At 40.0% G+C, this 24952-nt stretch carries 26 protein-coding genes; 21 read left to right on the top strand and 5 right to left on the bottom strand.

Annotation, left to right across the window (positions count from 1 at the left end):
• The first annotated feature begins 275 nt into the window (after positions 1-275).
• Both spxB and M594_RS07230 read left to right on the top strand, forming a co-directional pair.
• Positions 276-2051 (top strand): pyruvate oxidase, encoded by a 1776-nt coding sequence (spxB, locus tag M594_RS07235; protein WP_000191819.1) that lies wholly within the window; start codon positions 276-278, stop codon positions 2049-2051.
• 58 nt (positions 2052-2109) lie between these two features.
• Positions 2110-2457, top strand: coding sequence for a VOC family protein (locus M594_RS07230; RefSeq protein WP_001052638.1), 348 nt, complete (start codon positions 2110-2112; stop codon positions 2455-2457).
• Between the two features lie 165 nt (positions 2458-2622).
• On the opposite strand, the gene M594_RS07225 is transcribed toward M594_RS07230, so the two are convergent.
• Positions 2623-2967, bottom strand: coding sequence for a lipopolysaccharide assembly protein LapA domain-containing protein (locus M594_RS07225; protein ID WP_000913393.1), 345 nt, complete (start codon positions 2965-2967; stop codon positions 2623-2625).
• Between the two features lie 326 nt (positions 2968-3293).
• Between M594_RS07225 and M594_RS07220 the strand changes: the two genes are divergently transcribed.
• The 3 genes from M594_RS07220 to manA all read left to right on the top strand — a co-directional run bounded on the left by M594_RS07220 (position 3294) and on the right by manA (position 6267).
• Complete coding sequence (locus M594_RS07220; protein ID WP_001291472.1) at positions 3294-3554, top strand: SemiSWEET family transporter; 261 nt, start codon at positions 3294-3296, stop codon at positions 3552-3554.
• 208 nt (positions 3555-3762) lie between these two features.
• Positions 3763-5202: a 6-phospho-beta-glucosidase gene (locus tag M594_RS07215; protein WP_173876370.1), complete on the top strand. Its 1440-nt coding sequence runs from the start codon at positions 3763-3765 to the stop codon at positions 5200-5202.
• A gap of 120 nt (positions 5203-5322) precedes the next feature.
• Complete coding sequence (gene manA, locus M594_RS07210; protein WP_049516551.1) at positions 5323-6267, top strand: mannose-6-phosphate isomerase, class I; 945 nt, start codon at positions 5323-5325, stop codon at positions 6265-6267.
• 40 nt (positions 6268-6307) lie between these two features.
• Here the strand turns inward: manA and M594_RS07205 are convergent, their stop codons facing one another.
• Entirely contained in the window at positions 6308-7648 is a 1341-nt protein-coding gene (locus M594_RS07205; protein WP_045611951.1) for a sodium-dependent transporter, read from the bottom strand.
• Positions 7649-7988: 340 nt separating this feature from the next.
• On the opposite strand from M594_RS07205, the gene M594_RS07200 reads away from it, so the two are divergent.
• A complete protein-coding gene (locus M594_RS07200) occupies positions 7989-8729 on the top strand; it encodes a MerR family transcriptional regulator (protein ID WP_173876369.1) in 741 nt (246 codons plus the stop codon).
• Between the two features lie 41 nt (positions 8730-8770).
• On the opposite strand, the gene M594_RS07195 is transcribed toward M594_RS07200, so the two are convergent.
• The 3 genes from M594_RS07195 to M594_RS07185 are packed head-to-tail and all read right to left on the bottom strand — an operon-like array spanning position 8771 to position 11417.
• Positions 8771-9292 carry a DUF1697 domain-containing protein gene (locus M594_RS07195; RefSeq protein ID WP_173876368.1) on the bottom strand — a complete coding sequence of 174 codons (522 nt, stop codon included), beginning with the start codon at positions 9290-9292 and terminating at the stop codon, positions 8771-8773.
• 48 nt (positions 9293-9340) lie between these two features.
• Positions 9341-10513 (bottom strand): NAD(P)/FAD-dependent oxidoreductase, encoded by a 1173-nt coding sequence (locus tag M594_RS07190; protein WP_173876367.1) that lies wholly within the window; start codon positions 10511-10513, stop codon positions 9341-9343.
• A 58-nt stretch (positions 10514-10571) separates the two neighbouring features.
• The gene (locus M594_RS07185; RefSeq protein WP_173876366.1) at positions 10572-11417 is read right to left on the bottom strand and encodes a DegV family protein; all 846 of its coding nucleotides are present in this window, start codon (positions 11415-11417) and stop codon (positions 10572-10574) included.
• 124 nt (positions 11418-11541) lie between these two features.
• Between M594_RS07185 and M594_RS07180 the strand changes: the two genes are divergently transcribed.
• From M594_RS07180 to prfB, 15 genes are all read left to right on the top strand, one after another.
• Positions 11542-12099, top strand: coding sequence for a TetR/AcrR family transcriptional regulator (locus tag M594_RS07180; protein ID WP_000004136.1), 558 nt, complete (start codon positions 11542-11544; stop codon positions 12097-12099).
• Between the two features lie 18 nt (positions 12100-12117).
• Positions 12118-12585 (top strand): deoxycytidylate deaminase, encoded by a 468-nt coding sequence (locus tag M594_RS07175; protein ID WP_023947240.1) that lies wholly within the window; start codon positions 12118-12120, stop codon positions 12583-12585.
• An 89-nt stretch (positions 12586-12674) separates the two neighbouring features.
• The gene (upp, locus tag M594_RS07170; RefSeq protein WP_000515974.1) at positions 12675-13304 is read left to right on the top strand and encodes a uracil phosphoribosyltransferase; all 630 of its coding nucleotides are present in this window, start codon (positions 12675-12677) and stop codon (positions 13302-13304) included.
• A 173-nt stretch (positions 13305-13477) separates the two neighbouring features.
• Complete coding sequence (clpP, locus tag M594_RS07165) at positions 13478-14068, top strand: ATP-dependent Clp protease proteolytic subunit ClpP (protein ID WP_000613471.1); 591 nt, start codon at positions 13478-13480, stop codon at positions 14066-14068.
• Positions 14069-14146: 78 nt separating this feature from the next.
• Positions 14147-14434, top strand: coding sequence for a YlbG family protein (locus tag M594_RS07160; protein WP_173876365.1), 288 nt, complete (start codon positions 14147-14149; stop codon positions 14432-14434).
• Between the two features lie 61 nt (positions 14435-14495).
• Complete coding sequence (locus M594_RS07155; RefSeq protein WP_173876364.1) at positions 14496-15656, top strand: ABC transporter substrate-binding protein; 1161 nt, start codon at positions 14496-14498, stop codon at positions 15654-15656.
• Positions 15657-15877: 221 nt separating this feature from the next.
• The gene (locus M594_RS07150; RefSeq protein WP_000941421.1) at positions 15878-16747 is read left to right on the top strand and encodes a branched-chain amino acid ABC transporter permease; all 870 of its coding nucleotides are present in this window, start codon (positions 15878-15880) and stop codon (positions 16745-16747) included.
• A 3-nt stretch (positions 16748-16750) separates the two neighbouring features.
• Complete coding sequence (locus tag M594_RS07145; RefSeq protein ID WP_000662286.1) at positions 16751-17707, top strand: branched-chain amino acid ABC transporter permease; 957 nt, start codon at positions 16751-16753, stop codon at positions 17705-17707.
• Complete coding sequence (locus M594_RS07140) at positions 17707-18471, top strand: ABC transporter ATP-binding protein (protein ID WP_001185997.1); 765 nt, start codon at positions 17707-17709, stop codon at positions 18469-18471. Before M594_RS07145 ends, M594_RS07140 begins: the two co-directional genes overlap by 1 nt.
• The gene (locus tag M594_RS07135) at positions 18471-19181 is read left to right on the top strand and encodes an ABC transporter ATP-binding protein (protein WP_000062200.1); all 711 of its coding nucleotides are present in this window, start codon (positions 18471-18473) and stop codon (positions 19179-19181) included. The genes M594_RS07140 and M594_RS07135 overlap by 1 nt, the downstream gene beginning before the upstream one ends.
• Before the next feature lie 363 nt (positions 19182-19544).
• Entirely contained in the window at positions 19545-21323 is a 1779-nt protein-coding gene (locus M594_RS07130) for a phosphotransferase (protein ID WP_173876363.1), read from the top strand.
• A gap of 1 nt (position 21324) precedes the next feature.
• The gene (locus tag M594_RS07125) at positions 21325-21510 is read left to right on the top strand and encodes a hypothetical protein (RefSeq protein ID WP_125452595.1); all 186 of its coding nucleotides are present in this window, start codon (positions 21325-21327) and stop codon (positions 21508-21510) included.
• Position 21511: 1 nt separating this feature from the next.
• Positions 21512-22939: a cytosine permease gene (locus M594_RS07120; protein ID WP_125452596.1), complete on the top strand. Its 1428-nt coding sequence runs from the start codon at positions 21512-21514 to the stop codon at positions 22937-22939.
• Positions 22940-23091: 152 nt separating this feature from the next.
• Positions 23092-23748 carry a CBS domain-containing protein gene (locus M594_RS07115; protein WP_000268666.1) on the top strand — a complete coding sequence of 219 codons (657 nt, stop codon included), beginning with the start codon at positions 23092-23094 and terminating at the stop codon, positions 23746-23748.
• A 108-nt stretch (positions 23749-23856) separates the two neighbouring features.
• A protein-coding gene (gene prfB, locus M594_RS07110) for a peptide chain release factor 2 (protein ID WP_125386088.1) occupies positions 23857-24952 on the top strand; the annotation gives its coding sequence in 2 pieces (ribosomal slippage) (positions 23857-23928 and positions 23930-24952; 1095 coding nt in all).

The raw sequence follows: 24952 nt of genomic DNA, 5'->3' as shown, positions 1-24952 counted from the left end.
ACGTCAGCTTTGTCTGCAACCTCAAAGCTGTGCTTTGAGCAACCTGTGGCGAGCTTCCTAGTTTGCTCTGTGATTTTCATTGAGTATTATAAAACAGAAGCTAAAAACGTTTTCAAACTGTACTGTAATAGAGAATAAAAACTTCTGAGCAGATTCTTAGTAAAGTCAAAATAAATGTGATAAATTAGTATTGTAAAAATTTACTGAAACGTTTTCAAAAACTATATGAAACCTTTTTTAGTAGATTTAAAAATATTTGAAGGAGAGTTATCATTATGACTCAAGGGAAAATTACTGCATCTGCAGCAATGCTTAATGTATTGAAAACATGGGGCGTAGACACAATCTATGGTATCCCATCAGGAACACTCAGCTCATTGATGGATGCTTTGGCTGAAGACAAAGATATCCGCTTCTTGCAAGTTCGTCACGAAGAAACAGGTGCTCTTGCAGCGGTTATGCAAGCTAAATTCGGCGGCTCAATCGGGGTTGCAGTTGGTTCAGGTGGTCCAGGTGCGACTCACTTGATTAACGGTGTTTACGATGCAGCTATGGATAACACTCCATTCCTAGCAATCCTTGGATCACGTCCAGTTAACGAACTCAACATGGATGCTTTCCAAGAATTGAACCAAAACCCAATGTACAACGGTATCGCTGTATACAACAAACGTGTAGCTTACGCTGAGCAATTGCCAAAAGTAATCGACGAAGCTTGCCGTGCTGCAGTTTCTAAAAAAGGTCCAGCTGTTGTTGAAATCCCAGTAAACTTCGGTTTCCAAGAAATCGACGAAAATTCATACTACGGTTCAGGTTCATACGAACGTTCATTCATCGCTCCTGCTTTGAACGAAGTTGAAATCGACAAAGCTGTTGAAATCTTGAACAATGCTGAACGTCCAGTTATCTATGCTGGTTACGGTGGTGTTAAAGCTGGTGAAGTGATTACTGAATTGTCACGTAAAATCAAAGCACCAATCATCACAACTGGTAAAAACTTTGAAGCCTTTGAATGGAACTATGAAGGTTTGACAGGTTCTGCTTACCGTGTTGGTTGGAAGCCAGCCAACGAAGTGGTCTTTGAAGCAGACACAGTTCTTTTCCTTGGTTCAAACTTCCCATTTGCTGAAGTTTACCAAGCATTCAAGAATACTGAAAAATTCATCCAAGTGGATATCGACCCTTACAAACTTGGTAAACGTCATGCCCTAGACGCTTCAATCCTTGGTGATGCAGGTCAAGCAGCTAAAGCTATCCTTGACAAAGTGAACCCAGTTGAATCTACTCCATGGTGGCGTGCAAACGTTAAGAACAACCAAAACTGGCGTGATTACATGAACAAAATCGAAGGTAAAACTGAGGGTGAATTGCAATTGTATCAAGTTTACAATGCAATCAACAAACATGCTGATCAAGACGCTATCTACTCAATCGACGTAGGTGACACTACTCAAACATCTACTCGTCACCTTCACATGACACCTAAGAACATGTGGCGTACATCTCCACTCTTTGCGACAATGGGTATTGCCCTTCCTGGTGGTATCGCTGCTAAGAAAGACAATCCAGATCGCCAAGTATGGAACATCATGGGTGACGGTGCATTCAACATGTGCTACCCAGACGTTATCACAAACGTTCAATACGACCTTCCAGTTATCAACGTTGTCTTCTCAAATGGTAAATATGCCTTCATCAAGGACAAATACGAAGACACAAACAAACACTTGTTTGGTTGTGACTTCCCTAATGCTGACTATGCGAAAATCGCTGAAGCTCAAGGTGCTGTAGGATTTACAGTTGACCGTATCGAAGACATCGATGCAGTTGTTGCAGAAGCTGTTAAACTCAACAAAGAAGGTAAAACTGTTGTGATCGATGCTCGCATCACTCCACACCGTCCACTTCCAGTAGAAGTACTTGAATTGGATCCAAAACTTCACTCAGAAGAAGCAATCAAAGACTTCAAGGAAAAATACGAAGCAGAAGAACTCGTACCATTCCGCCTCTTCTTGGAAGAAGAAGGATTGCAATCACGCGCAATTAAATAATTCCTTCGTGGAACTTAAAAAGATCGGAGCAATCCGGTCTTTTTATGGAGGATAGTAAATGAATTTAAATCAATTAGATATTATCGTTTCAGATGTTCCCCAAGTCTGTGCTGACTTGGAGCGTATTTTGGATAAAAAGCCCGATTATGTTGATGACAGTTTTGCTCAGTTTACGATTGGCAGTCACTGTCTGATGTTGTCCCAAAATCATTTGATTCCTTTGGAAGATTTTCAGTCAGGAATCATTCTTCATATCGAGGTTGAGGATGTAGACCAGAATTACCAACGGTTGAAAGAACTTGGTATCCAGGTTTTAAACGGACCAACTGTAACCGATTGGGGAACAGAGTCCTTATTAGTTAAAGGGCCTGCTGGTCTAGTGATTGATTTTTATCGTATGAAGTAGGTAATTCTATTATCAAATTTTTTATCTAAACATTCTTGGAGTGAAACTTAAAAAGATCGGAGCAATTCGATCTTTTTTGTATTTATGCGACTTTCAGTCCGTCTCGCTCCGTTAGGTGCGAGACAAAAAACCACCCGTTTTCACGGGTGGTTATGATTTCTACACTTATTGTTTGGCTTCCTGTTTTAATTGTTGCACCTGTTCCTCGTACTGGACAAGCTCCCTGTCTTTTATATTGATAGTCGCTTCTGCTTCAGCAATGCGGCTTCTCAGATCTTGAGTCTTGTTATGGTGATAGCTAATACCAATAGCACTACCAGCAATGATCCCGATTACTAGACAAGTAAAAATCACCAAAATCAAGGGAGCAGATAGTTGTGTAAAGACAAGACTGACAGTTACTGTTTGACGATTGAGTAGACCAAATGAGATCACAATGACTAATAAGCTCAAACCGCCAATTAGATAAGCCTTATCTTTCAGTGACAATTCATTAAATTTTTTTAGCATAAGTTCCTTTTCTCCTGACTATGTTGATAGAAAACTACACACCATTTAGGTATTAACAAAATTCATTTTACTAGAAAATTTCGATACTGTCAATAATTTCTAACGGCTTATTTACCATCAATCAATCGATTCATTGAAAAGGAGTATTCATTTTCTAATATTTGATTGAGTAAACAGAACGGAGCAATTCGGTCTTTTTTCTGTTCCCTCTTTCTTATAACAAGATTGTGATAGTTTATATCTTTATAACAAAAGTTTTAAAGACTTGATTGTTTTGAAAGAATATTTTAAAATAAGATTCAGTAAAAATGAAAGAGGTTTTGAAAATGTCTGAAAAACAAATGAAAATTTTAGGTTGGGTAGCGACCTTTATGTCTGTTATGATGTATGTGTCTTACTTCCCACAAATCATGAACAATCTGGCTGGTCAAAAAGGAAATTTCATCCAGCCCTTGGTTGCTGCCATCAACTGTAGTCTCTGGGTTTACTACGGTCTTTTCAAAAAAGAAAGAGATATCCCCCTTGCAGCAGCTAATGCACCAGGTATTATTTTTGGCCTAGTGACGGTTATTACAGCTTTGATTTAAAAGGAACAGAGGAGACTAGTTTTCAGTCTTCTTTTTTGTTTCAGGGGAGGCTATTTACTTTTTCTAGAGGATAATTTTTTAAAAAACAATCTGATAAACTTAAATAGTAGAATAGTATCAGTATGTCACAGTATTTTATAAGAAAAGGTTTACAGAATAAGTTATAATATAAGTAAATGAACAAGCAAATAAGAAAGTGAGTAGAGTTATGACCGAAAAACTGACTTTTCCGGATGGTTTCTTGTGGGGCGGAGCGACAGCTGCCAACCAGTGTGAGGGTGCTTATAATTTAGAAGGTCGTGGATTGGCGAATGTGGATGTCGTCCCCATCGGTCCAGATCGTGAAGCCATTATCACAGGTCAGAAAAAGATGTTTTCGTTTGAGGAGGGCTATTTTTACCCAGCCAAGCAAGCTATTGATATGTACCATCATTACAAGGAAGATATTGCCCTTTTTGCGGAAATGGGCTTTAAGACTTATCGTCTATCCATTGCTTGGACTCGGATTTTTCCTAAGGGCGACGAAACAGTGCCAAATGAAGCTGGTCTAGCCTTTTATGAGGATTTATTTAAGGAGTGCCACAAGTATGGTATCCAACCTCTGGTGACTATCACTCATTTCGACTGTCCTATGCACTTGATTACAGAGTACGGTGGATGGCGTAATCGTCGGATGTTAGACTTCTATGAAAAACTTTGTCGCACACTCTTTACCCGCTATAAGGGTTTGGTCAAATATTGGCTTACCTTTAACGAAATCAACATGATTCTCCATGCCCCTTTTATGGGAGCTGGGCTCTGTTTTGAAGAAGGTGAAAATCAAGAACAGGTTAAATATCAGGCTGCACACTATGAGTTGGTAGCTTCAGCTCTTGCGACAAAGATTGCCCACGAAATTGACCCAGAAAATAAGGTGGGATGTATGTTGGCTGCAGGGCAATACTATCCTAACACAGCCCATCCAAGAGACTACTGGGCAGCCATGGAGGAAGACCGCAAGAGTTACTTCTTCATTGATGTTCAAGCGCGTGGGGAATACCCAAACTACGCCAAGAAGCAGTGGGAGCGTGAGCGAATCGAGATTCAAATGACTGCAGAAGATTTAGAGTTGTTGAAGGACAATACTGTTGACTTTGTTTCCTTCTCTTACTATGCAAGTCTAGTAGCCTCAGGTGATCCAGAAGTTAAAGAATTAACTGCTGGAAATATCTTTGCCTCTCTCAAAAATCCTTATCTTGAATCCTCAGAATGGGGATGGCAGATTGACCCACTTGGTCTTCGTATCACCCTCAATGCTATCTGGGATCGTTACCAAAAGCCAATGTTCATCGTGGAAAACGGTCTAGGTGCTATGGATACACCGGATGAGAATGGTCATGTAGCAGATGACTATCGGATTGCTTACTTAGAGGCTCATATCAAGGCCATGCGAGATGCCATTTACCAAGATGGCGTTGACTTGCTTGGTTATACGACTTGGGGCTGTATCGATCTGGTTTCAGCTGGAACAGGCGAAATGAACAAGCGCTATGGCTTTATCTATGTAGATCGAGATAATGCTGGTCATGGAAGCCTCAAACGTAGCAAGAAGAAATCCTTCTACTGGTACAAGGATGTCATTGCCAGCAATGGTGCAAGCATTGAGTAGAGCACATTTGTTCACTATTTTTATAAAATCTTCTCCCTACTTTATAATATGTGAAAAAGAGTTCAATTAGATGGAGCTTTTTGCTATAATGAGGGGAGAAAAATCAGACAGGAGATCGACATGTCAGAACCATTATTTTTACAATCAGTTATGCAAGAAAAAATCTGGGGTGGAACCAAGCTACGTGATGAGTTTGGTTACGACATCCCAAGTGAAAAAATCGGAGAATATTGGGCCATCTCAGCCCATCCAAATGGAGTCTCTAAAGTTGCCAATGGACGCTACCAGGGAACAGACCTCGCTACTTTGTATGCGGAACATCGTGAATTGTTTGGCAATCGTCCTGAGCCTGTATTTCCACTTTTGACTAAGATTCTGGATGCCAACGACTGGCTCAGTGTCCAAGTTCACCCAGACGATGCCTATGGACTAGAGCATGAAGGTGAACTTGGAAAAACAGAATGCTGGTACATTATCGCAGCGGATGAAGGTTCAGAAATTATCTATGGTCACAATGCCAAGTCAAAAGAAGAACTCCGCCAGCAAATCGAGGACAAGAACTGGGATGCCTTGTTGACAAAAGTTCCTGTAAAGGCTGGAGATTTCTTCTATGTACCAAGTGGCACCATGCACGCTATCGGAGCAGGAATTTTGATTCTTGAAACTCAGCAATCTAGCGATACCACTTACCGTGTCTATGACTTTGACCGTAAGGATGATAATGGCAACTTGCGTGAACTTCACCTTGAAAAATCTATCGATGTCTTGAATATTGGCGAGCCTGCCAATAGCCGTCCTGTAACTATCAAAGCAGATGATTTACGTTCCACTCTCCTTGTATCCAATGATTTCTTTGCAGTTTACAAGTGGGAAATTACTGGAAAAGTTGACTTCGAAAAGACAGCTGACTACAGCTTATTCAGTGTCTTGGCTGGTCAAGGTCAACTAACTGTTGACGGGAAAAATTATCCAATCCAAAAAGGTAGCCACTTTATCCTACCAAGTGATGTTGAAGCTTGGACATTGGAAGGGCAAGGTCTGGAATTGATTGTTAGCCATCCATAAAAAAGAAAGGGCCTGAGTTTACTACTCAAGTCCTTTTTGATTACATAAATTGGGCGATGAAGACCACGATGATGATGATTGGAATGATGAAACGAAGAAGGAAGAGCCAGACTTGGAACAGTCCCTGTTTCCATGCTCTTTCATCGAGATGGAGTTCCTCCATGGCAAGAGCTTTTTTAAAGATATAGCCTGTAAAAAGTGAAAGGCAGAGAGCTCCAAATGGCATGAGGAGATTGGAAACCAAGAAGTCCATAGCGTCAAAGAAGGTCTTCCCAAAGATGTGAACATCCGCCATGACACCGTAAGATAGGGCTGAAGGAATTCCAAAGACAAAGGTCAAAATTCCTAAAATGGCACTCCACATGGCACGCTTGCTGTTGTCCTGATTGGTGATATTGCCTACATTGATTTCCAGCATAACGACGGAAGAAGTGACTGTCGCAAAGAGGAAGAGCAAGAGGAAGAGGATGTAGAAAATGGTTCCAAAAGGCATCTTGTCAAAGAGTTGAGGCAAGACGATAAAGAGCAGGCTCGGTCCTCCTTCAGATTGGATATTGAAGGCTGACATGGCTGGGAAAATGGCTAGACCCGCCATGATGGATACCGAGATGTTCATGGCTACAATAGAAATTCCTGACTGGACCAGATTGGTTTTCTTATCCAAGTAAGAAGCATAGGTCAGCATGGCTGTAACCCCTAGTGAGAGGGCAAAGAAAGATTGTCCCAGAGCATAGAGGAGACCAGCACTTGTCAGCTTAGAGAAGTCTGGTTTTAGGAAGTAAAGAACCCCTTCCATGGCATTTGGCAAACTGAGAGAACGACCGATGATGACGACAAAGATGATAAAGAGCAGGGGCATCATGACTTTCGAAGCTCTTTCAATCCCTTTTTGAACCCCACGTGATACAATGAAGATATTCAATAGGATAAAGGCTGCTTGAGCTCCTAGGGCAATGGCTGGATTTGAAATGATTGAAGTAAATAACTGAGCATAATCCCCCGTTCCACCAATTTGGAACAATTTTCCAAACTCAATGCCTAGATAGACTAAAATCCAGCCGCCAATAACACTGTAAAACGATAAAAGGATAAAAAGGGCAAAGGCACCAATCCAACCGATAAAGTTGTACTTACTATTCTTGCCTAGTTTTCCAAAGGTTTTGATTGCTGAGACACCAGCACTTCGGCCGAGGGCGAATTCAGCAAGCAAGAGAGGGAAACCGATTAAAATAGTGGAAACGAGAAAGACCAGTAAAAAGCCTCCTCCACCGTTAGCAGCAGTCATGTAGGGGAATTTCCAAACGGCACCAAGTCCGATGGCTGAACCAGCAGATGCTAGGATAAAGCCCAGTTTAGAACCCCATTGAGATTTTTCAGACATAGTTAAACTCCTAAAATTAGTATTACAAAAGAAAAAGCTACTGCCCTTGGCAAATAGCCTCATAAGTACTCAAAATGAGCGTTTCTTTTGATTGATAGACTTGACTATCCTATCATGTTTTCTAAGGTCTGTCAAGAAAACCATTTTCATGTTATGATAAAGTAAAAAATTTCGCAAAAACGCTTGACTCTGACCTGAGGGGAGGGGTTATACTATCAATGTAATACTCTTCGAAAATCAAATTCAAACCACGTCAGCGTCGCCTTACCGTACTCAAGTACAGCCTGCGGCTAGCTTCCTAGTTTTCTCTTTGATTTTCATTGAGTATAAGGAGGAAATAATGTACCATATAAAAGAAGCTGCGCAGCTTTCGGGCGTCTCTGTCAAGACCCTACACCACTACGATAAGATAGGACTTTTGGTTCCTTTAAAGTCGGAAAACGGCTATCGAACCTACAGTCAGGAGGATTTGGAACGCCTTCAGGTTATTCTTTATTACAAATATCTAGGTTTTTCTTTAGAAAAAATAGCAGAGCTATTAAAGGAAGAAAGGGAAGATTTATTGCCTCATTTGACCAGGCAGTTGGACTATTTGACTCGAGAAAGGGAACATCTGGATACCTTGATTTCAACCTTGCAAAAAACCATTCAAGAACAAAAAGGAGAAAGAGAAATGAGCATTCAAGAGAAATTTGCTGGATTTAACTACCAAGACCATCAAAAATACCACCAAGAGGCGGTAGAGAAATATGGACAAGAAGTGATGGACCAAGCGCTCGAGCGCCAAAAAGGTCACGAAGACGAAGCTACGGCTGCCTTCAATCAAGTATTTCGATCCTTGTCACAAAATCTTCAAGCTGGACTGCCTGTAACAGCAACCGAAAATCAAGAAGAAGCCACTAAACTCTTGCAAGCCATCCGTACTTATGGATTCGACTGCTCTATTGAAGTATTCGGTCATATCGGTAAAGGCTACGTCTATAACCCAGAGTTTAAGGAAAACATTGACAAATTTGGAATTGGAACAGCCCAGTACACATCAGATGTGATTGCCCACTATGTCCAAACTCAGACAAAATAAAATCGGAGGAGTATTCTTCCGATTTTTACTAAATTCAAGCACTACTTGCTTAATAATTTTTCTACTACATTTAGTTTTCGCATTGTCAAATCTACATTAAAAAGCTTTTCAAGATAGTTGGTATGGAGTTTCTTTTGTTTTGCAGTTCTAGGGAGATAGAGGTAAAGACAATGGTTACCGATACAAATTTCTTCTTCACCATAATCAATTTTCAATTTTTCTAAAGGGAGACTTTGAATAGATTCTTGATAAAAAATCACGTGTATACGGTCATAAAGATAGTGTTCTTCAAACGGGTTTTCTTGGACAATTTTTTTAAAATCACTTTTGTTCTTGATTACCATTTTTAAGTCAGCACCAATATTTTCATTTATTAGAGTATGGACACGTTCTCGTATTTTTTCTAAATCTAAGTCACTTTCAAGAATGATATTCCCACTTTGAATATAGGTTCGAACTTGTTGAAAACCAGCTTCTGTCAAGATATCTACTAGATAAGACATTTTAGGGATAGCATTTTTTCCATTAGGAGTAACTCCCCTTAACAAGATAATATGTTCCAAAGTAGTTCCTTTCTTTTGGGGCTGATTTAGCCATTGAATAATTTAGATTTAGATTGGGTTTGATCCCGCCACCCAGCCAGTACAGAGGGCAGAAGTGATGTTAAAGCCACCTGTGTGGGCGTTGATATCCAGTACCTCACCAGCAAAGTGGAGGCCAGGGACCAGCTTACTTTCTAGAGTTTTAGGATTGATTTCCTTAAGACTGACACCACCCTTGGTAACAAAGGATTTAGCTAAGGACATTTTACCAGTCACAGGGATTTTTAGTCCCTTGATGGACTGGAGAAGTTGTTCTCGTTCCTTTTCAGTCAGTTGTTTGACTTTGTCAGGATAGCCTTGCACAAAAAATTCTGCCAAACGCTCAGGTAATAAAGATTTTAAAGCGTTTTTCAAGGATTTTCCCCGATTTTCTTCTAAAAATACAACCAAGTCCTCCTCAGAAAGATGAGGTAAGACATCGAGAGAGAGAAGCTCACCACCTTTGACAAAGCTAGACATACGTAGGGCAGCAGGGCCTGACAAACCAAAGTGGGTAAAGAGCAAATCGTGAGTGATGACATGCTTACCATAGCTTAGGGTCACATCGTCCAGCGAAATCCCCTGCAAGGCCTTGTGTGGAAAATCTGTCAACAAAGGACTTTCAGCTGCCTCAAGCTCAGTAATGGTGTGTTTAAAATGACGGGCAATCTCATGACCAAAACCAGTCGAACCAGTAGAAGGATAAGATTTACCACCAGTTGTGACAATGAGTTTCTCACAAGTGAAGCTTTGGTCTGCGGACTTAAGGACAAACTGTTCACCGATTTTTTTAACCGAAACAATTTCTGTTTGAGTAGCAACTTGACCACCTAGCTCAGTGATTTTCTTTTCCAAAGCCTCGATTATGGTTCGCGATTTGTCACTAGCAGGAAAGACGCGGCCGTGGTCTTCGACCTTAAGTTTAACACCATTTTCTGTAAAAAAGTTAATGATATCATGGTTATCAAACTGGGAGAAGACACTGTAGAGAAAGCGCCCATTTCTAGGGATGCCAGCGAGTAGATCGTCTAGAGTTCCGTTATTGGTGACATTGCAACGACCACCGCCAGTTCCAGCTAATTTTTTTCCAAGTTTCCGATTTTTTTCGATGAGAAGTGTTTTCTGCCCGTAAAAGCTACTGGAAATCGTAGCCATCATGCCAGCAGGACCTCCACCGATGACAATAGTATCAAAATGTTTCATAGCTCTATTGTACCACAAAAAAACAAGAGATGACGGCCACCTCTTGTCAAGAATGCAATTAATCAATTTCATACCCCATCAGCAAACCACCATCTTCTGCATAAAAACTGCAGAGACCAGATGTTGGGAGAATTTTAATATCCGCCTGTGGGAAATTTTCACGGATTCGGTCTGAGAGCTGTTGGCAACATTTCTCGTTATTGCGTTGAGCCATGACAATACGACCACCAGCATATCCTGCTTTCACTAACTCTTCATAGGCTGCCTGAATCGATTTCTTTGCTCCTCTTGCTTTTTGTAGCAATTCAAGGGTTCCAGTTTCATTAGCTTCTCCGACCATACGGATATTTAGAAGGCCAACGACCGTACCGATAAGCTTGCTCAAACGGCCGTTCTTCACCAAGTTATCGACCTTTGCTAGAACAAAGAGCAACTTGGTTTTTTCTTGATAGGCATTGATAGCTTCAACCACTTCTTCAAAAGATAAGCCCTGGTCAATCAAGTCATTCAATTTTTCTACGAGCAAGTCAACTTCCCCACCAGCAGACAAACTATCAATTACATGAATCTTAGTGTCAGGATGGTCTTCCAGATAAATATTCTTGGCCAGTTGAGCACTATTGTGACTGCCAGAAAGAGTACCGGTGATGGTTACTAGGAAAATGTTTTTGGCACCTTCAAATGCTCGCAAATAATCATCTGGGCTTGGACAAGCTGATTTTGAAGCTTCTGCAGTTGCATACATGGTTTCCATCATTTGGTCAATATCAAGACTGGCATCATCAACAAAAATCTGATCAGCTACTTGAATGGTTAAGGGGACACTTACAAAGGTCGTGTCAATAGCTGGTTTTGCCAGTTGACGATAATCACAACCAGAGTCAGCAATAATCTTCCAAGTCATAGAAATTCTCCATCTTTGTCAGTTATACATTGACAAAGGTTCTGTCTTTTTTTACAATTATATCATGAAAACCCTTGAAACAAAAGCCTCATCTGTCTGTTGTGACAAGTAGAAAGAAAATGTTATGTCTGAACGTAGAATCTCTGAAAAATCTCTTGAAAATCTCAGAAAATCAAACCAAGAATCCAATTTATTAACTAGAGAAGCCATCGAAACAGCCCTCTTGCAGCTCTTGGAAAAAAAGGACTTGACCAAGATTAGTATTTCTGAATTGGTCAAACGTGCAGGCGTTTCGCGTGCGGCTTTTTATCGCAATTATGATTCTAAAGAGGAGATTTTAGAAAGCGTCTTTAAACGAACTGTCCACAATATTATGGAACAGTTGCATCATTATGATTTAAAGACAGACCTTTATCTGGTCTGGGTTCACCTTTTTCGAGAAGCAAGAAAGGAAGCCAGAGTGATTCAACTGGCCTTGGATTACCATCTGGAAAAAATCTTTGTCCAAGCCATGCAGGAGTTTCTGGAAAAATACCATGGAAAATCAAAAGGTGTCAGCTCTTATCTTCATTCCTTCTGGAGTTCAGCCATCGTCTCAGTCCTTTTAAAATGGATCAAGGATGGCATGAAGGTACCTGCTGAAAAGATTGCAGATTTACGGTTACCATTTTTTAAAAAATAGAGAAAAAGGAGAAGAGATATGACTGAAGAAAGACTAGCATGGGATGAGTATTTTGCAGCCCAAGCTCTACTAATTGCCAATCGTTCCACTTGTAAACGTGCCAAAGTGGGCGCGATTCTGGTAAAAGATAATAAGGTTATTTCCACTGGTTACAATGGTTCGGTGTCAGGAACCGAGCATTGTATTGATCACGAATGTCTGGTCATCGAAGGCCACTGTGTTCGCACCCTTCACGCTGAGGTTAATGCTATCCTTCAAGGTGCAGAACGTGGTGTTCCTAAAGGCTTTACAGCCTATGTGACCCATTTTCCTTGTCTCAACTGTACAAAACAATTGCTGCAGGTCGGCTGCAAGCGCGTGGTTTATATCAACCAGTACCGAATGGACGACTACGCCCAATACCTCTATCAAGAAAAAGGAACAGAATTGACCCATTTACCACTTGAGACAGTACAGACAGCTCTTAAAGAGGCTGATTTAATGTGAAAAATTATCAAAAATAAATGGTTTAGAAAGATTTTTAAACCGTTTTTTGGTATAATAAGAAGAATAAATTGAAAGAAGGAATTCCAAAAATGGGAAAAATTGAAGTTATTAATCATCCACTGATTCAACACAAATTGTCAATCTTGCGTCGTACAGATACTTCTACAAAAGCTTTTCGTGAGCTAGTAGATGAGATTGCAATGTTGATGGGGTATGAAGTACTTCGTGATCTTCCACTAGAAGATGTAGAAATCGAAACACCAATCACAAAAACAGTTCAAAAACAATTGGCAGGTAAGAAATTGGCTATCGTTCCAATCTTGCGTGCAGGTATCGGGATGGTGGATGGACTTTTGAGCTTGGTTCCAGCTGCTAAAGTTGGCCACATCGGTATGTACCGTGATGAAGAAACGCTTCAACCAGTTGAGTACTTGGTGAAATTGCCTGAAGATATTGACCAACGTCAAATTTTTGTCGTAGACCCAATGTTGGCAACAGGTGGCTCAGCAATCTTAGCTGTTGATTCTCTTAAAAAACGTGGCGCGTCAAATATCAAATTTGTCTGCCTTGTATCTGCTCCAGAAGGTGTAAAAGCCCTTCAAGAAGCTCATCCAGATGTAGAAATCTTTACAGCAGCCTTGGATGAACGCTTGAACGAACACGGTTATATCGTTCCAGGTCTTGGGGATGCTGGGGACCGCTTGTTCGGTACGAAATAAAATCGAAAAGAAGAATGAATTGGAAAAGAATTTCCAGTCGTGAAAGGAGGTTGAATTTTTGTTTCTGTCTGATGAAAACAGAGCAAAAATTTGACCTTTTTTGACCAAGATATTATAATAGTCTTATCTTCAGTCATTTGACCAACAAAATTAAAACTCAAAAGGAGAAATGAATGATTCCTGTAGTTATTGAACAAACAAGTCGTGGAGAACGTTCCTACGATATTTACTCACGTCTTCTCAAAGACCGCATCATCATGCTGACAGGTCCAGTTGAAGACAATATGGCTAACTCTGTTATTGCCCAATTGCTTTTCTTGGATGCCCAAGACAGTACAAAAGATATTTACCTTTATGTCAATACACCTGGTGGTTCAGTTTCAGCTGGTTTGGCAATCGTTGATACCATGAACTTTATCAAGGCAGATGTCCAAACTATCGTTATGGGGATGGCTGCATCTATGGGGACGGTCATTGCATCAAGTGGAGCAAAAGGCAAACGTTTCATGCTTCCAAATGCAGAGTATATGATCCACCAACCAATGGGTGGTACAGGTGGTGGTACTCAACAAACCGATATGGCGATTGCTGCAGAACACTTGCTCAAAACTCGTAACATCTTGGAAAAAATCTTGGCTGAAAATTCAGGTCAGTCAATCGAAAAAGTCCATGCAGATGCAGAACGCGATAATTGGATGAGCGCCCAAGAAACACTTGAATATGGCTTTATTGATGAAATCATGGCCAACAATTCATTGAACTAATGATTAAAGAAGGCAAACTCGACTGAGTTTGCTTTTTTTGGTATAATAGGGGGAGATTTCTTAGAAAGAGGATTTATCATGTTTGAAAAAGTCAATCGATCTGGCTTGATTATCTATCTTTACTATAATCGTGATGCAAAAAAACTGCAGGATTATGGAGATATTACCTATCATTCCAAGAAACATCGTTACTTACAACTCTATGTTCCAACTCAAGAAATGGAGCAATTGGTCGGGCGCTTGGGCAAGGAAAAGTTTATAAAAAAAGTCAGAGTTTGTCATATCCAAGAGTTGGAAACACCCTTTGTGGGCAATCTTTATCGAAGGGAAAACGTTATCATCGAAAAAGTTCAAGAAAAGTGTTGACAATTTTCTGATAATTCGGTATATTCTTAACATGCTATTTAAGAATAAGGAGACAAAAAAGATGAAGAAAAAATTTGCCCTATCGTTTGTGGCGCTTGCAAGTGTAGCACTTCTTGCAGCCTGTGGAGAAGTGAAGTCTGGAGCGTCAAACGCTGCTGGTAACTCAGTAGATGAAAAGACAATCAAAATCGGATTTAACTTCGAGGAAACTGGTGCCGTAGCAGCTTACGGTACATCTGAACAAAAAGGTGCCCAATTGGCCGTTGATGAAATCAATGCAGCAGGTGGTATCGACGGAAAACAAATCGAAGTAGTCGATAAAGATAATAAGTCTGAAACAGCTGAGGCGGCTTCAGTAACAACTAACCTTGTAACTCAATCTAAAGTATCAGCAATCGTAGGACCTGCGACATCTGGTGCGACTGCAGCTGCGGTAGCGAACGCTACAAAAGCAGGTGTTCCATTGATTTCGCCAAGTGCGACTCAAGATGGATTGACTAAAGGTCAAGATTACCTCTTTATCGGAACTTTCCAAGATAGCTTCCAAGGAAAAATTATCTCAAACTATGTTTCTGAAAAATTGCAAGCTAAGAAAGTTGTTCTTTACACTGACAATGCCAGCGACTATGCTAAAGATATTGCCAAAGCCTTCCGTGAAGCTTACAAAGGTGAAATCGTTGCAGATGAAACTTTCGTAGCAGGTGACACAGACTTCCAAGCAGCCCTTACAAAAATGAAAGGGAAAGACTTTGATGCTATCATCGTTCCTGGTTACTACACTGAAGCTGGTAAAATTGTAAACCAAGCGCGTGGTATGGGAATTGACAAACCAATCGTTGGTGGTGATGGATTTAACGGTGAAGAGTTTGTACAACAAGCAACTGCTGAAAAAGCATCAAACATCTACTTTATCTCAGGTTTCTCAACTACTGTAGAAGTTTCAGCTAAAGCAAAAGCCTTCCTTGATGCTTATCGTGCTAAGTACAACGAAGAGCCTTCAACATTTGCAGCCTTGGCTTATGATTCAGTTCACCTTGTAGCAAACGCAGCAAAAGGTGCTAAAAACTCTGGTGAAATCAAGGATAACCTTGCTAAAACAAAAGATTTTGAAGGTGTAACTGGTCAAACAAGCTTTGATGCAGACCACAACACAGTCAAAACTGCTTACATGATGACCATGAACAATGGTAAGGTTGAAGCAGCAGAAGTTGTAAAACCATAATAGAAAAATGTTGAAATAGGGAATGAGCCTCTGACTCACTCCCTGTTTCGATGTTTAATACTCTTCAAAAATCAAATTCAAACTGCGTCAACGTCGCCTTGCCGTACTCAAGTACAGCCTGTGGCTAGTTTCCTAGTTTGCTCTTTGATTTTTATTGAGTATAAGAACTTATAAAAAGTGAGGGAAAACCCTCGAAATTATAAATAGAAAGAGTGAATCTTATGCTCCAACAACTAGTAAATGGTTTGATTCTAGGTAGTGTTTATGCGCTGTTAGCCCTAGGATATACCATGGTTTACGGAATTATCAAGCTCATCAACTTCGCCCACGGTGATATTTATATGATGGGAGCCTTTATCGGTTATTTCTTGATTAATTCTTTCCAAATGAATTTCTTTGTAGCTCTTATTGTAGCTATGTTAGCGACAGCCATTCTTGGTGTCGTGATTGAGTTCCTTGCTTACCGACCTTTGCGTCACTCTACTCGTATTGCTGTTTTGATTACGGCTATTGGGGTTTCTTTCCTATTGGAGTATGGGATGGTCTATCTGGTTGGTGCCAATACCCGTGCCTTCCCTCAAGCGATTCAAACAGTTCGCTATGATTTGGGACCAATCAGCTTAACAAATGTGCAGTTAATGATCTTGGCCATTTCCTTGATTTTGATGATTTTGTTACAAGTCATTGTCCAAAAAACAAAGATGGGGAAAGCCATGCGTGCTGTATCTGTAGATAGCGATGCGGCACAATTGATGGGGATCAATGTAAACCGTACTATCAGCTTTACCTTTGCTTTGGGTTCAGCTCTTGCTGGTGCAGCTGGTGTTCTGATTGCCCTCTATTATAACTCTCTTGAGCCTTTGATGGGGGTTACTCCAGGTCTTAAGTCTTTCGTTGCCGCAGTACTTGGTGGTATCGGGATTATTCCTGGTGCGGCTCTTGGTGGTTTTGTGATTGGTTTATTGGAAACTTTTGCGACAGCCTTTGGAATGTCAGACTTCCGTGATGCCATTGTTTATGGAATCCTGTTGTTGATCTTGATTGTCCGCCCAGCAGGTATTCTTGGTAAAAATGTGAAAGAGAAGGTGTAAACGATGAAGGAAAATTTAAAAGTTAATATTCTATGGTTACTCCTTTTATTAGCTGGCTATGGCTTGATTAGTGTACTGGTTTCAGTCGGAGTACTCAACCTATTCTATGTACAGATTTTACAACAAATTGGAATTAATATTATTTTGGCTGTTGGTCTCAACTTAATCGTTGGTTTTTCAGGACAATTTTCACTTGGGCATGCTGGTTTCATGGCGATTGGTGCCTATGCCGCTGCTATTATTGGATCTAAATCACCAACCTACGGTGCCTTCTTTGGAGCTATGCTGATAGGGGCTTTGCTTTCAGGAGCAGTTGCCTTGCTTGTCGGAATTCCAACCTTGCGCTTGAAGGGGGATTACCTTGCGGTGGCGACTCTAGGTGTTTCTGAAATTATCCGTATCTTTATCATCAATGGCGGAAGCCTTACAAATGGTGCGGCAGGTATCTTGGGAATTCCTAACTTTACAACTTGGCAAATGGTTTACTTCTTTGTCGTGATTACAACTATTGCAACCTTGAACTTCTTGCGTAGTCCAATTGGTCGTTCAACCCTTTCTGTTCGTGAGGATGAAATCGCTGCTGAGTCAGTTGGGGTTAATACGACTAAAATTAAAATCATCGCCTTTGTCTTTGGTGCCATTACTGCAAGTATTGCAGGGTCACTTCAGGCAGGATTTATCGGTTCAGTTGTACCGAAAGATTACACTTTCATCAACTCAATCAATGTTTTGATTATTGTTGTATTTGGTGGACTTGGTTCCATTACAGGTGCAATCGTTTCAGCTATTGTTCTGGGAATTTTGAATATGCTTCTCCAAGATGTTGCTAGCGTGCGTATGATTATCTACGCTTTGGCTTTGGTATTGGTAATGATTTTCAGACCAGGCGGACTTCTTGGAACATGGGAATTGAGCCTATCACGTTTCTTTAAAAAATCTAAGAAGGAGGAACAAAACTAATGGCATTACTTGAAGTAAAACAGTTAACCAAACATTTTGGCGGTCTAACAGCTGTTGGAGATGTGACTCTTGAATTGAACGAAGGGGAATTGGTTGGACTAATCGGTCCAAACGGAGCTGGGAAAACCACCCTTTTCAACCTCTTGACGGGTGTTTATGAACCAAGTGAGGGAACAGTAACCCTAGATGGTCACCTTTTGAATGGAAAGTCACCTTATAAGATTGCTTCTTTGGGACTTGGACGTACATTCCAAAATATCCGTCTCTTTAAAGATTTAACGGTTTTGGATAATGTTTTGATTGCCTTTGGCAACCATCACAAACAACATGTTTTTGCTAGTTTCTTACGCCTACCAGCTTTTTACAAGAGTGAAAAAGAATTAAAGGCTAAAGCCTTGGAATTGCTGAAAATTTTTGATTTAGATGGTGATGCAGAGACTCTTGCTAAAAATCTTGCCTACGGCCAACAACGTCGTTTGGAAATTGTTCGTGCTCTCGCTACGGAACCTAAAATTCTCTTTTTGGATGAACCAGCCGCAGGTATGAACCCGCAGGAAACAGCCGAATTGACTGAGTTAATTCGTCGCATCAAAGATGAATTTAAGATTACAATCATGCTGATTGAACACGATATGAATCTGGTCATGGAAGTAACAGAACGTATCTACGTACTTGAGTATGGCCGTTTGATTGCACAAGGAACTCCTGACGAAATTAAGACCAATAAACGCGTTATCGAAGCTTATCTAGGAGGTGAAGCCTAATGTCTATGTTAAAAGTTGATAATCTTTCTGTGCATTACGGCATGATCCAAGCAGTCCGTGATGTAAGCTTTGAAGTGAATGAAGGAGAAGTTGTTTCCCTTATCGGTGCCAATGGTGCTGGTAAAACAACCATTCTCCGTACCTTGTCTGGTTTGGTTAGACCGAGTTCAGGAAAGATTGAATTTTTAGGTCAAGAAATCCAAAAAATGCCAGCTCAGAAAATCGTAGCAGGTGGTCTTTCACAAGTACCAGAAGGACGCCACGTCTTTCCTGGCTTGACTGTTATGGAAAATCTAGAAATGGGAGCTTTCTTAAAGAAAAATCGTGAAGAAAATCAAGCTAATTTGAAGAAAGTTTTCTCACGCTTCCCACGTCTTGAAGAACGGAAGAACCAAGATGCAGCTACTCTTTCAGGGGGAGAACAGCAAATGCTTGCCATGGGACGCGCCCTCATGTCAACACCAAAACTTCTTCTTTTAGATGAACCATCAATGGGACTTGCCCCAATCTTTATCCAAGAGATTTTTGATATCATTCAAGACATCCAGAAACAAGGAACAACCGTCCTCTTGATTGAACAAAATGCCAATAAAGCACTCGCAATCTCTGACCGAGGCTATGTATTGGAAACAGGGAAAATCGTTCTATCAGGAACAGGAAAAGAACTCGCTTCATCAGAAGAAGTCAGAAAAGCATATCTGGGTGGTTAAAAAGGTCCGGGGGACCTTTTTAGTCGGCAGATGGAGATTGCGTAAGCAATCTTTGCATAGTCTGGGAGACTAGTTTAGGTTGCAAATAAAGATTGCGAAGCAGTCATCAAATCCAGGGGACGTTTCAATCGTTATATGAAGATGGTCAAACAATCATCATATAACAAGGAATTACTTTTCTAATCATCAGATGATAAAATGTTCTGGAGCTCCAACTTAGGAGCTTTTTCGTTTATATTTGAATTTTGGAAATAAATGAAATGGTGTCTCAATTTTACTTAGATGATTTCGTGTTTGAATTGACATTTGTTTTTGTTCATATTATAATATGGATAATTAAAAATTGAACAGGAGGACTAAGAAATGGTAACAGAAAAACAATTTAAACTTTTGCGTTTTATGTTGATACATAAAGAAAAGACCTTCACTCAGAGGCAGTTAGCTGAAAAGCTAGATCTATCTTTAGGTACAGTTAATGCATTGGTGAAAAAATTGAAAGAAGAGAAGTGGATTGATGAGGAGCATCACTTAACTGAACTAGGCCAGAAAGTTTTAGACCCCTATCGAGTAGAAAATGCTATTATAATGGCTGCTGGCATGAGTAGTCGTTTTGCTCCCTTATCTTATGAAATTCCAAAAGGATTGCTTCAAGTTAAGGGTGAACGCTTGATTGAGAGGGAAATTAGACAACTGCAAGAAGCAGGAATAGAGGATATCACCGTTATTGTAGGCTATCTACAAGAAAAAATGTTCTATCTTGCTGAGAAATTTGGTGTAAAAATTGTAGTGAACAATGATTACTACAAATATAATAACTGTTCGTCTCTTATGTTGGTTAAAGATCAACTTTCCAACACTTATATTTGTTCATCGGATAATTATTTTGTGGAAAATCCCTTTGAGCAATATATTTATAGAGGTTACTACTCGACTATATTTGCAGAAGGTCAAACGGACGAATATTGTGCTATAGAGGACTCTAATCACACAATCACTGATATCAAGATTGGTGGGGAAAATTCTTGGGCCATGGTGGGGCACGTGTATTTTGACCGTGCATTTAGCGAGAAATTCAAAGAAATATTAGAAACCGAGTTTCAGCACGAACCTTATCGGGAACAGCTTTGGGAGGATTACTATAGTCGCCATGTCAAGGAACTCCTTTTAGAAGCTCGTCACTATTCATCGGATATTGTTAAAGAGTTTGATTCACTAGATGAACTACGTCAATTTGATGAACGTTATTTGATAAATGCAGACTCAGCTATTATTGATAATATCTGTAAGACACTAAAGTGTGTGGCATCAGATATTGTCAATATCAAGCCTTTAAAAGATGGGTTAACCAACACTTCATTTTCATTTGACTGTATAGGGAAAAAATATGTTTACCGTCATCCGGGCAGGGGAACTGAAAATTATATTGATCGAGCTAGTGAAGCAGTTTCTATGGAAATTGCCGCAAAATTAGAGATTGACCGTACCTTTGTAGCTATGAACAAGTATGAGGGCTGGAAAATTTCAGAATTTATTCCCAATGCTAAGCAACTTGATTATGAAAATTGGGATGATGTGACAAAAGCAATGGACCTCTTGAGATGCTTGCACCAATCTGGAGAAAAAACGGGACATTCCTTTGATCAATTTGAGGGAATTAATGATTTTAGAGAAAAATTGAAAGCTAGAAATCGATTTGAGTTTGATGGTCTCGAGGAATTGGATGAAACTGTTTCAATTCTCAAAAACTATTTACAGAATGATCCGAAACAGGTTGTTCTTTGTCATGGTGATTCCTATAGTCCCAATTTTTTGTTGAATGAAGCAGGTGAAATGAGCTTGATTGATTGGGAATATTCTGGAATGGGAGAGCCGGCAGGAGATTTGGGAACTTTTATCGCTTGTTCCAACTACACTGTAGAGGACGCAGAAAAAGTACTTGAAATTTATCTACAAGAAGTACCAGATAAGAAAACCAAACGTCACTACTTAGCTTATGTAGCAGTGACCTCATATTATTGGTTCTTATGGGCTTTGTTCCAGGAGAGTGTCGGAAAACCAGTTGGTGAGTTTCTCTACATCTGGTATCGTTATACTAAACAATATGGACAACTGGCCCTTGATTTGTATAGGGAGGAAAACTAAGATGAAAACTACATCCGAAATTGAAGAATTAGTAGCAACTGAAACAAAGAGAAGATTGGAAGAAATGGAGTCACCAAACTACGAGTTTGTTCAACCATTTCTAAAAAGTGATTTCATTTTAATCATCTTCTTTGTCCTAATCAACCTTGTTTTGATTATCTTAGCAATGACGGGAGGAATTCAATAACATGTCTCAAATGAATGACTATATCCAACAAGAAACCATAACAGGAATTGTCCCCATGACCAATAAGGATCGTCAGTATTCTTTTTGGGATCTCTTTCTATCGACAAGTGGTTTTGCCATCGCAACTTGGTGTTATACCCAAGGGGCTTATGTAGCTCAATATTTGACCTTTAATCAAATGTTGATTAATATTTTCAGCTTTAACATTATCTGGGTCTTTATTGAATGTCTTCCTATTTTGTTTGCCGTTAAATATGGAATTGATTTATGGATTTGGTTGAGAGCTGTTCTAGGAAAAAGAGGTGTAGCCCTGTTATCAACCATTATTAGCTTGGCTAACTTTGGCTGGTATGCTGTTGCGGCCAATCTTTTTGCCAGTTCTATGATCCATTTGGCAAACAATTTTGGTCTTGGTTTAGAAAAGGGAGTATGGGCGCCTATTCTCGGTACCCTCTGTGTTCTTCTCGGTACTCTCATAGCTCTTGGAGGTCCAGAAGTGATTAAATGGACCAATCGTTTCTTGGTTATCGCCTTGTTGATTGTCGGTCTGATTATCGTTGGAATCTGCTTTGTCGCCGTTCCCATAACTGATATTATGAATATTCAACCAGCCACCCAAGGAGATTTGACACCATTAGAACGCTTCATGCTCTCCGGGGAAGGAAATGTTGCCTTTGCTTTCTCTTGGTCTACACAGGCATTGGTTTTACCACGTTTAGCAAAATCAGAACGCAGTGGTTATTGGGCTACAGCCTTATCATACGGAGTTGTGGCTCCATTCTTCGTTGCGACTGGTGGAGTTATGGCTCTAGCCATGTTTGTCAAAACAGGTGTTTATGAAAGTGATCCAACAACAATGCTATCAACTCTAAGCACTCCAGCCTTTGCACTCCTAAGTCTACTACTAGTAGCCTTTGCCAATATTGGAACCCAAGGGACAGGATCATACGTGAACTGTATGATTGTAAAAAGTGGGATGCCTAAAGTAAGTTATAAGCTAATGGTTTGGATTGCCATGATTTACGTGAGTCTACTCACCATCTGGGGAGGAGTGGAAGAGTATTTCGGATCCTTCATCTCCCTAGCTGCTTATATTCAGGGGCCAATTATTGGTATGATTGTTGTCGATTACTTTATCTTAAGAAAACGAAAACTCGACTTGCGTTCAGCCTATTTCCTTGAAGGTCATGACGCTTACGAGTTTACTAAGGGATTTAACTTGGTTGGCTTGTCTTGTGTATTTATCTCTTTATTGGTAGCAGTACTATTTGTTTACAACCCTGTAACAGCACAAATTCAAAGTCCAATTTTCTTAGTCACAACGGGTAGTGGTTTTACGGCGATATTCGGAGGCCTATTATACTGGCTAGCTAGTCTTACCCCATTGAGACGTTATATGATAAAAGATCGAGACACTGTTACGATTTAAGAAGAGAGGGGACTAAGGTTCCCTCTTAATTTATACTGGCATTTTATGAAAACTTCTCTGATTATTCAAAATTTTGAAAAAGAAATGTAAGCGTTTGATAGATTTACAAAAAGATTGTATAATAGGGATAAGAATAGAAAAGGAGAAGTCTCATGGCAGTTAAAGATTTTATGACCCGTAAGGTAGTTTATATTAGTCCAGATACAACTGTATCTCATGCAGCAGATTTAATGAGAGAGCAAGGATTGCATCGCTTGCCTGTTATCGAAAATGATCAATTGGTTGGTTTGGTAACTGAAGGAACCATTGCGCAAGCTAGTCCATCAAAAGCAACCAGTCTTTCTATCTATGAGATGAATTATCTTCTAAATAAGACCAAAGTAAAAGATGTCATGATTCGAGATGTTGTTACTGTTTCAGGTTATGCTAGTCTAGAAGATGCAACTTATCTGATGCTGAAAAACAAGATTGGTATTCTTCCTGTTGTTGATAACCATCAAGTCTATGGTGTTATTACTGACCGTGACGTTTTCCAAGCCTTTCTTGAAATTGCTGGCTATGGTGAAGAAGGAATTCGTGTGCGCTTTGTTACTGAAGATGAAGTCGGTGTTCTCGGAAAGATTGTTTCTTTGATTGTAGAAGAAAATTTGAATATCTCCCATACAGTCAATATTCCACGAAAAGATGGCAAGGTGATTATCGAAGTACAAATCGATGGCTCAATTGATTTACCAGCCTTGAAAGAAAAATTTGAATCAGAGAATATTCAAGTAGAAGAAATTACTCGAACTTCAGCAAAAGTCTTGTAAGAAGGGAAGCCGAAAGGCTTCTTTTTGCGTGCAATAAGGGATTAGAGCAAAAAATGGAAAGAAATGATAGATTATGGTATAATAAAACGATATAAAAAAGGAGTATTTATGGACATTTCAGAAATTCGTCAGAAAATTGACGCAAATCGTGAAAAATTAGCTTCTTTCAGGGGGTCTCTTTGACCTCGAGGGTCTAGAGGAAGAGATTGCCATCTTGGAAAACAAGATGACAGAACCTGATTTTTGGAACGATAATATCGCGGCCCAAAAAACGTCGCAAGAATTAAATGAATTAAAAAACACCTACAACACATTCCACAAAATGGAAGAGTTGCAGGATGAAGTTGAAATTTTATTAGACTTTTTAGCTGAAGATGAGTCAGTGCATGAAGAATTGGTTGCACAGTTATCAGAACTCGATAAAATGATGACTAGCTATGAGATGACCCTTCTCTTGTCAGAACCTTATGACCATAATAATGCGATTTTGGAAATCCATCCAGGATCAGGTGGTACTGAAGCTCAGGACTGGGGTGATATGTTACTTCGTATGTACACTCGCTATGGAAATGCCAAAGGATTTAAAGTAGAAGTTTTGGATTACCAAGCAGGAGATGAAGCTGGTATTAAGTCAGTAACCCTATCATTTGAAGGGCCTAATGCCTATGGCCTTCTCAAGTCAGAAATGGGTGTTCACCGTTTGGTGCGAATTTCACCATTTGACTCTGCTAAACGTCGCCATACCTCTTTCACATCGGTGGAAGTAATGCCAGAATTGGATGATACCATTGAAGTGGAAATCCGTGAAGATGATATCAAGATGGATACTTTCCGTTCAGGTGGTGCTGGTGGACAAAACGTCAATAAGGTTTCAACAGGTGTGCGTTTGACACACATTCCTACGGGAACTGTGGTCCAATCAACAGTGGATCGTACCCAATATGGAAATAGAGATCGTGCCATGAAGATGTTGCAGGCTAAGCTCTATCAAATGGAGCAAGAAAAGAAAGCTGCGGAAGTTGATTCCCTCAAGGGTGAGAAAAAGGAAATCACATGGGGAAGCCAAATCCGTTCATATGTTTTCACGCCATATACTATGGTAAAAGATCACCGAACTAGCTTTGAAGTTGCACAAGTAGATAAGGTTATGGATGGAGACCTAGATGGTTTTATTGATGCCTATCTCAAGTGGCGAATTAGCTAA

Source organism: Streptococcus mitis (genome assembly GCF_013305725.1).
GTDB lineage: Bacteria > Bacillota > Bacilli > Lactobacillales > Streptococcaceae > Streptococcus > Streptococcus mitis_BO.
Note: the sequence above shows the minus strand (reverse complement) of the source record. Positions and strands in the feature narration are given on the sequence as shown.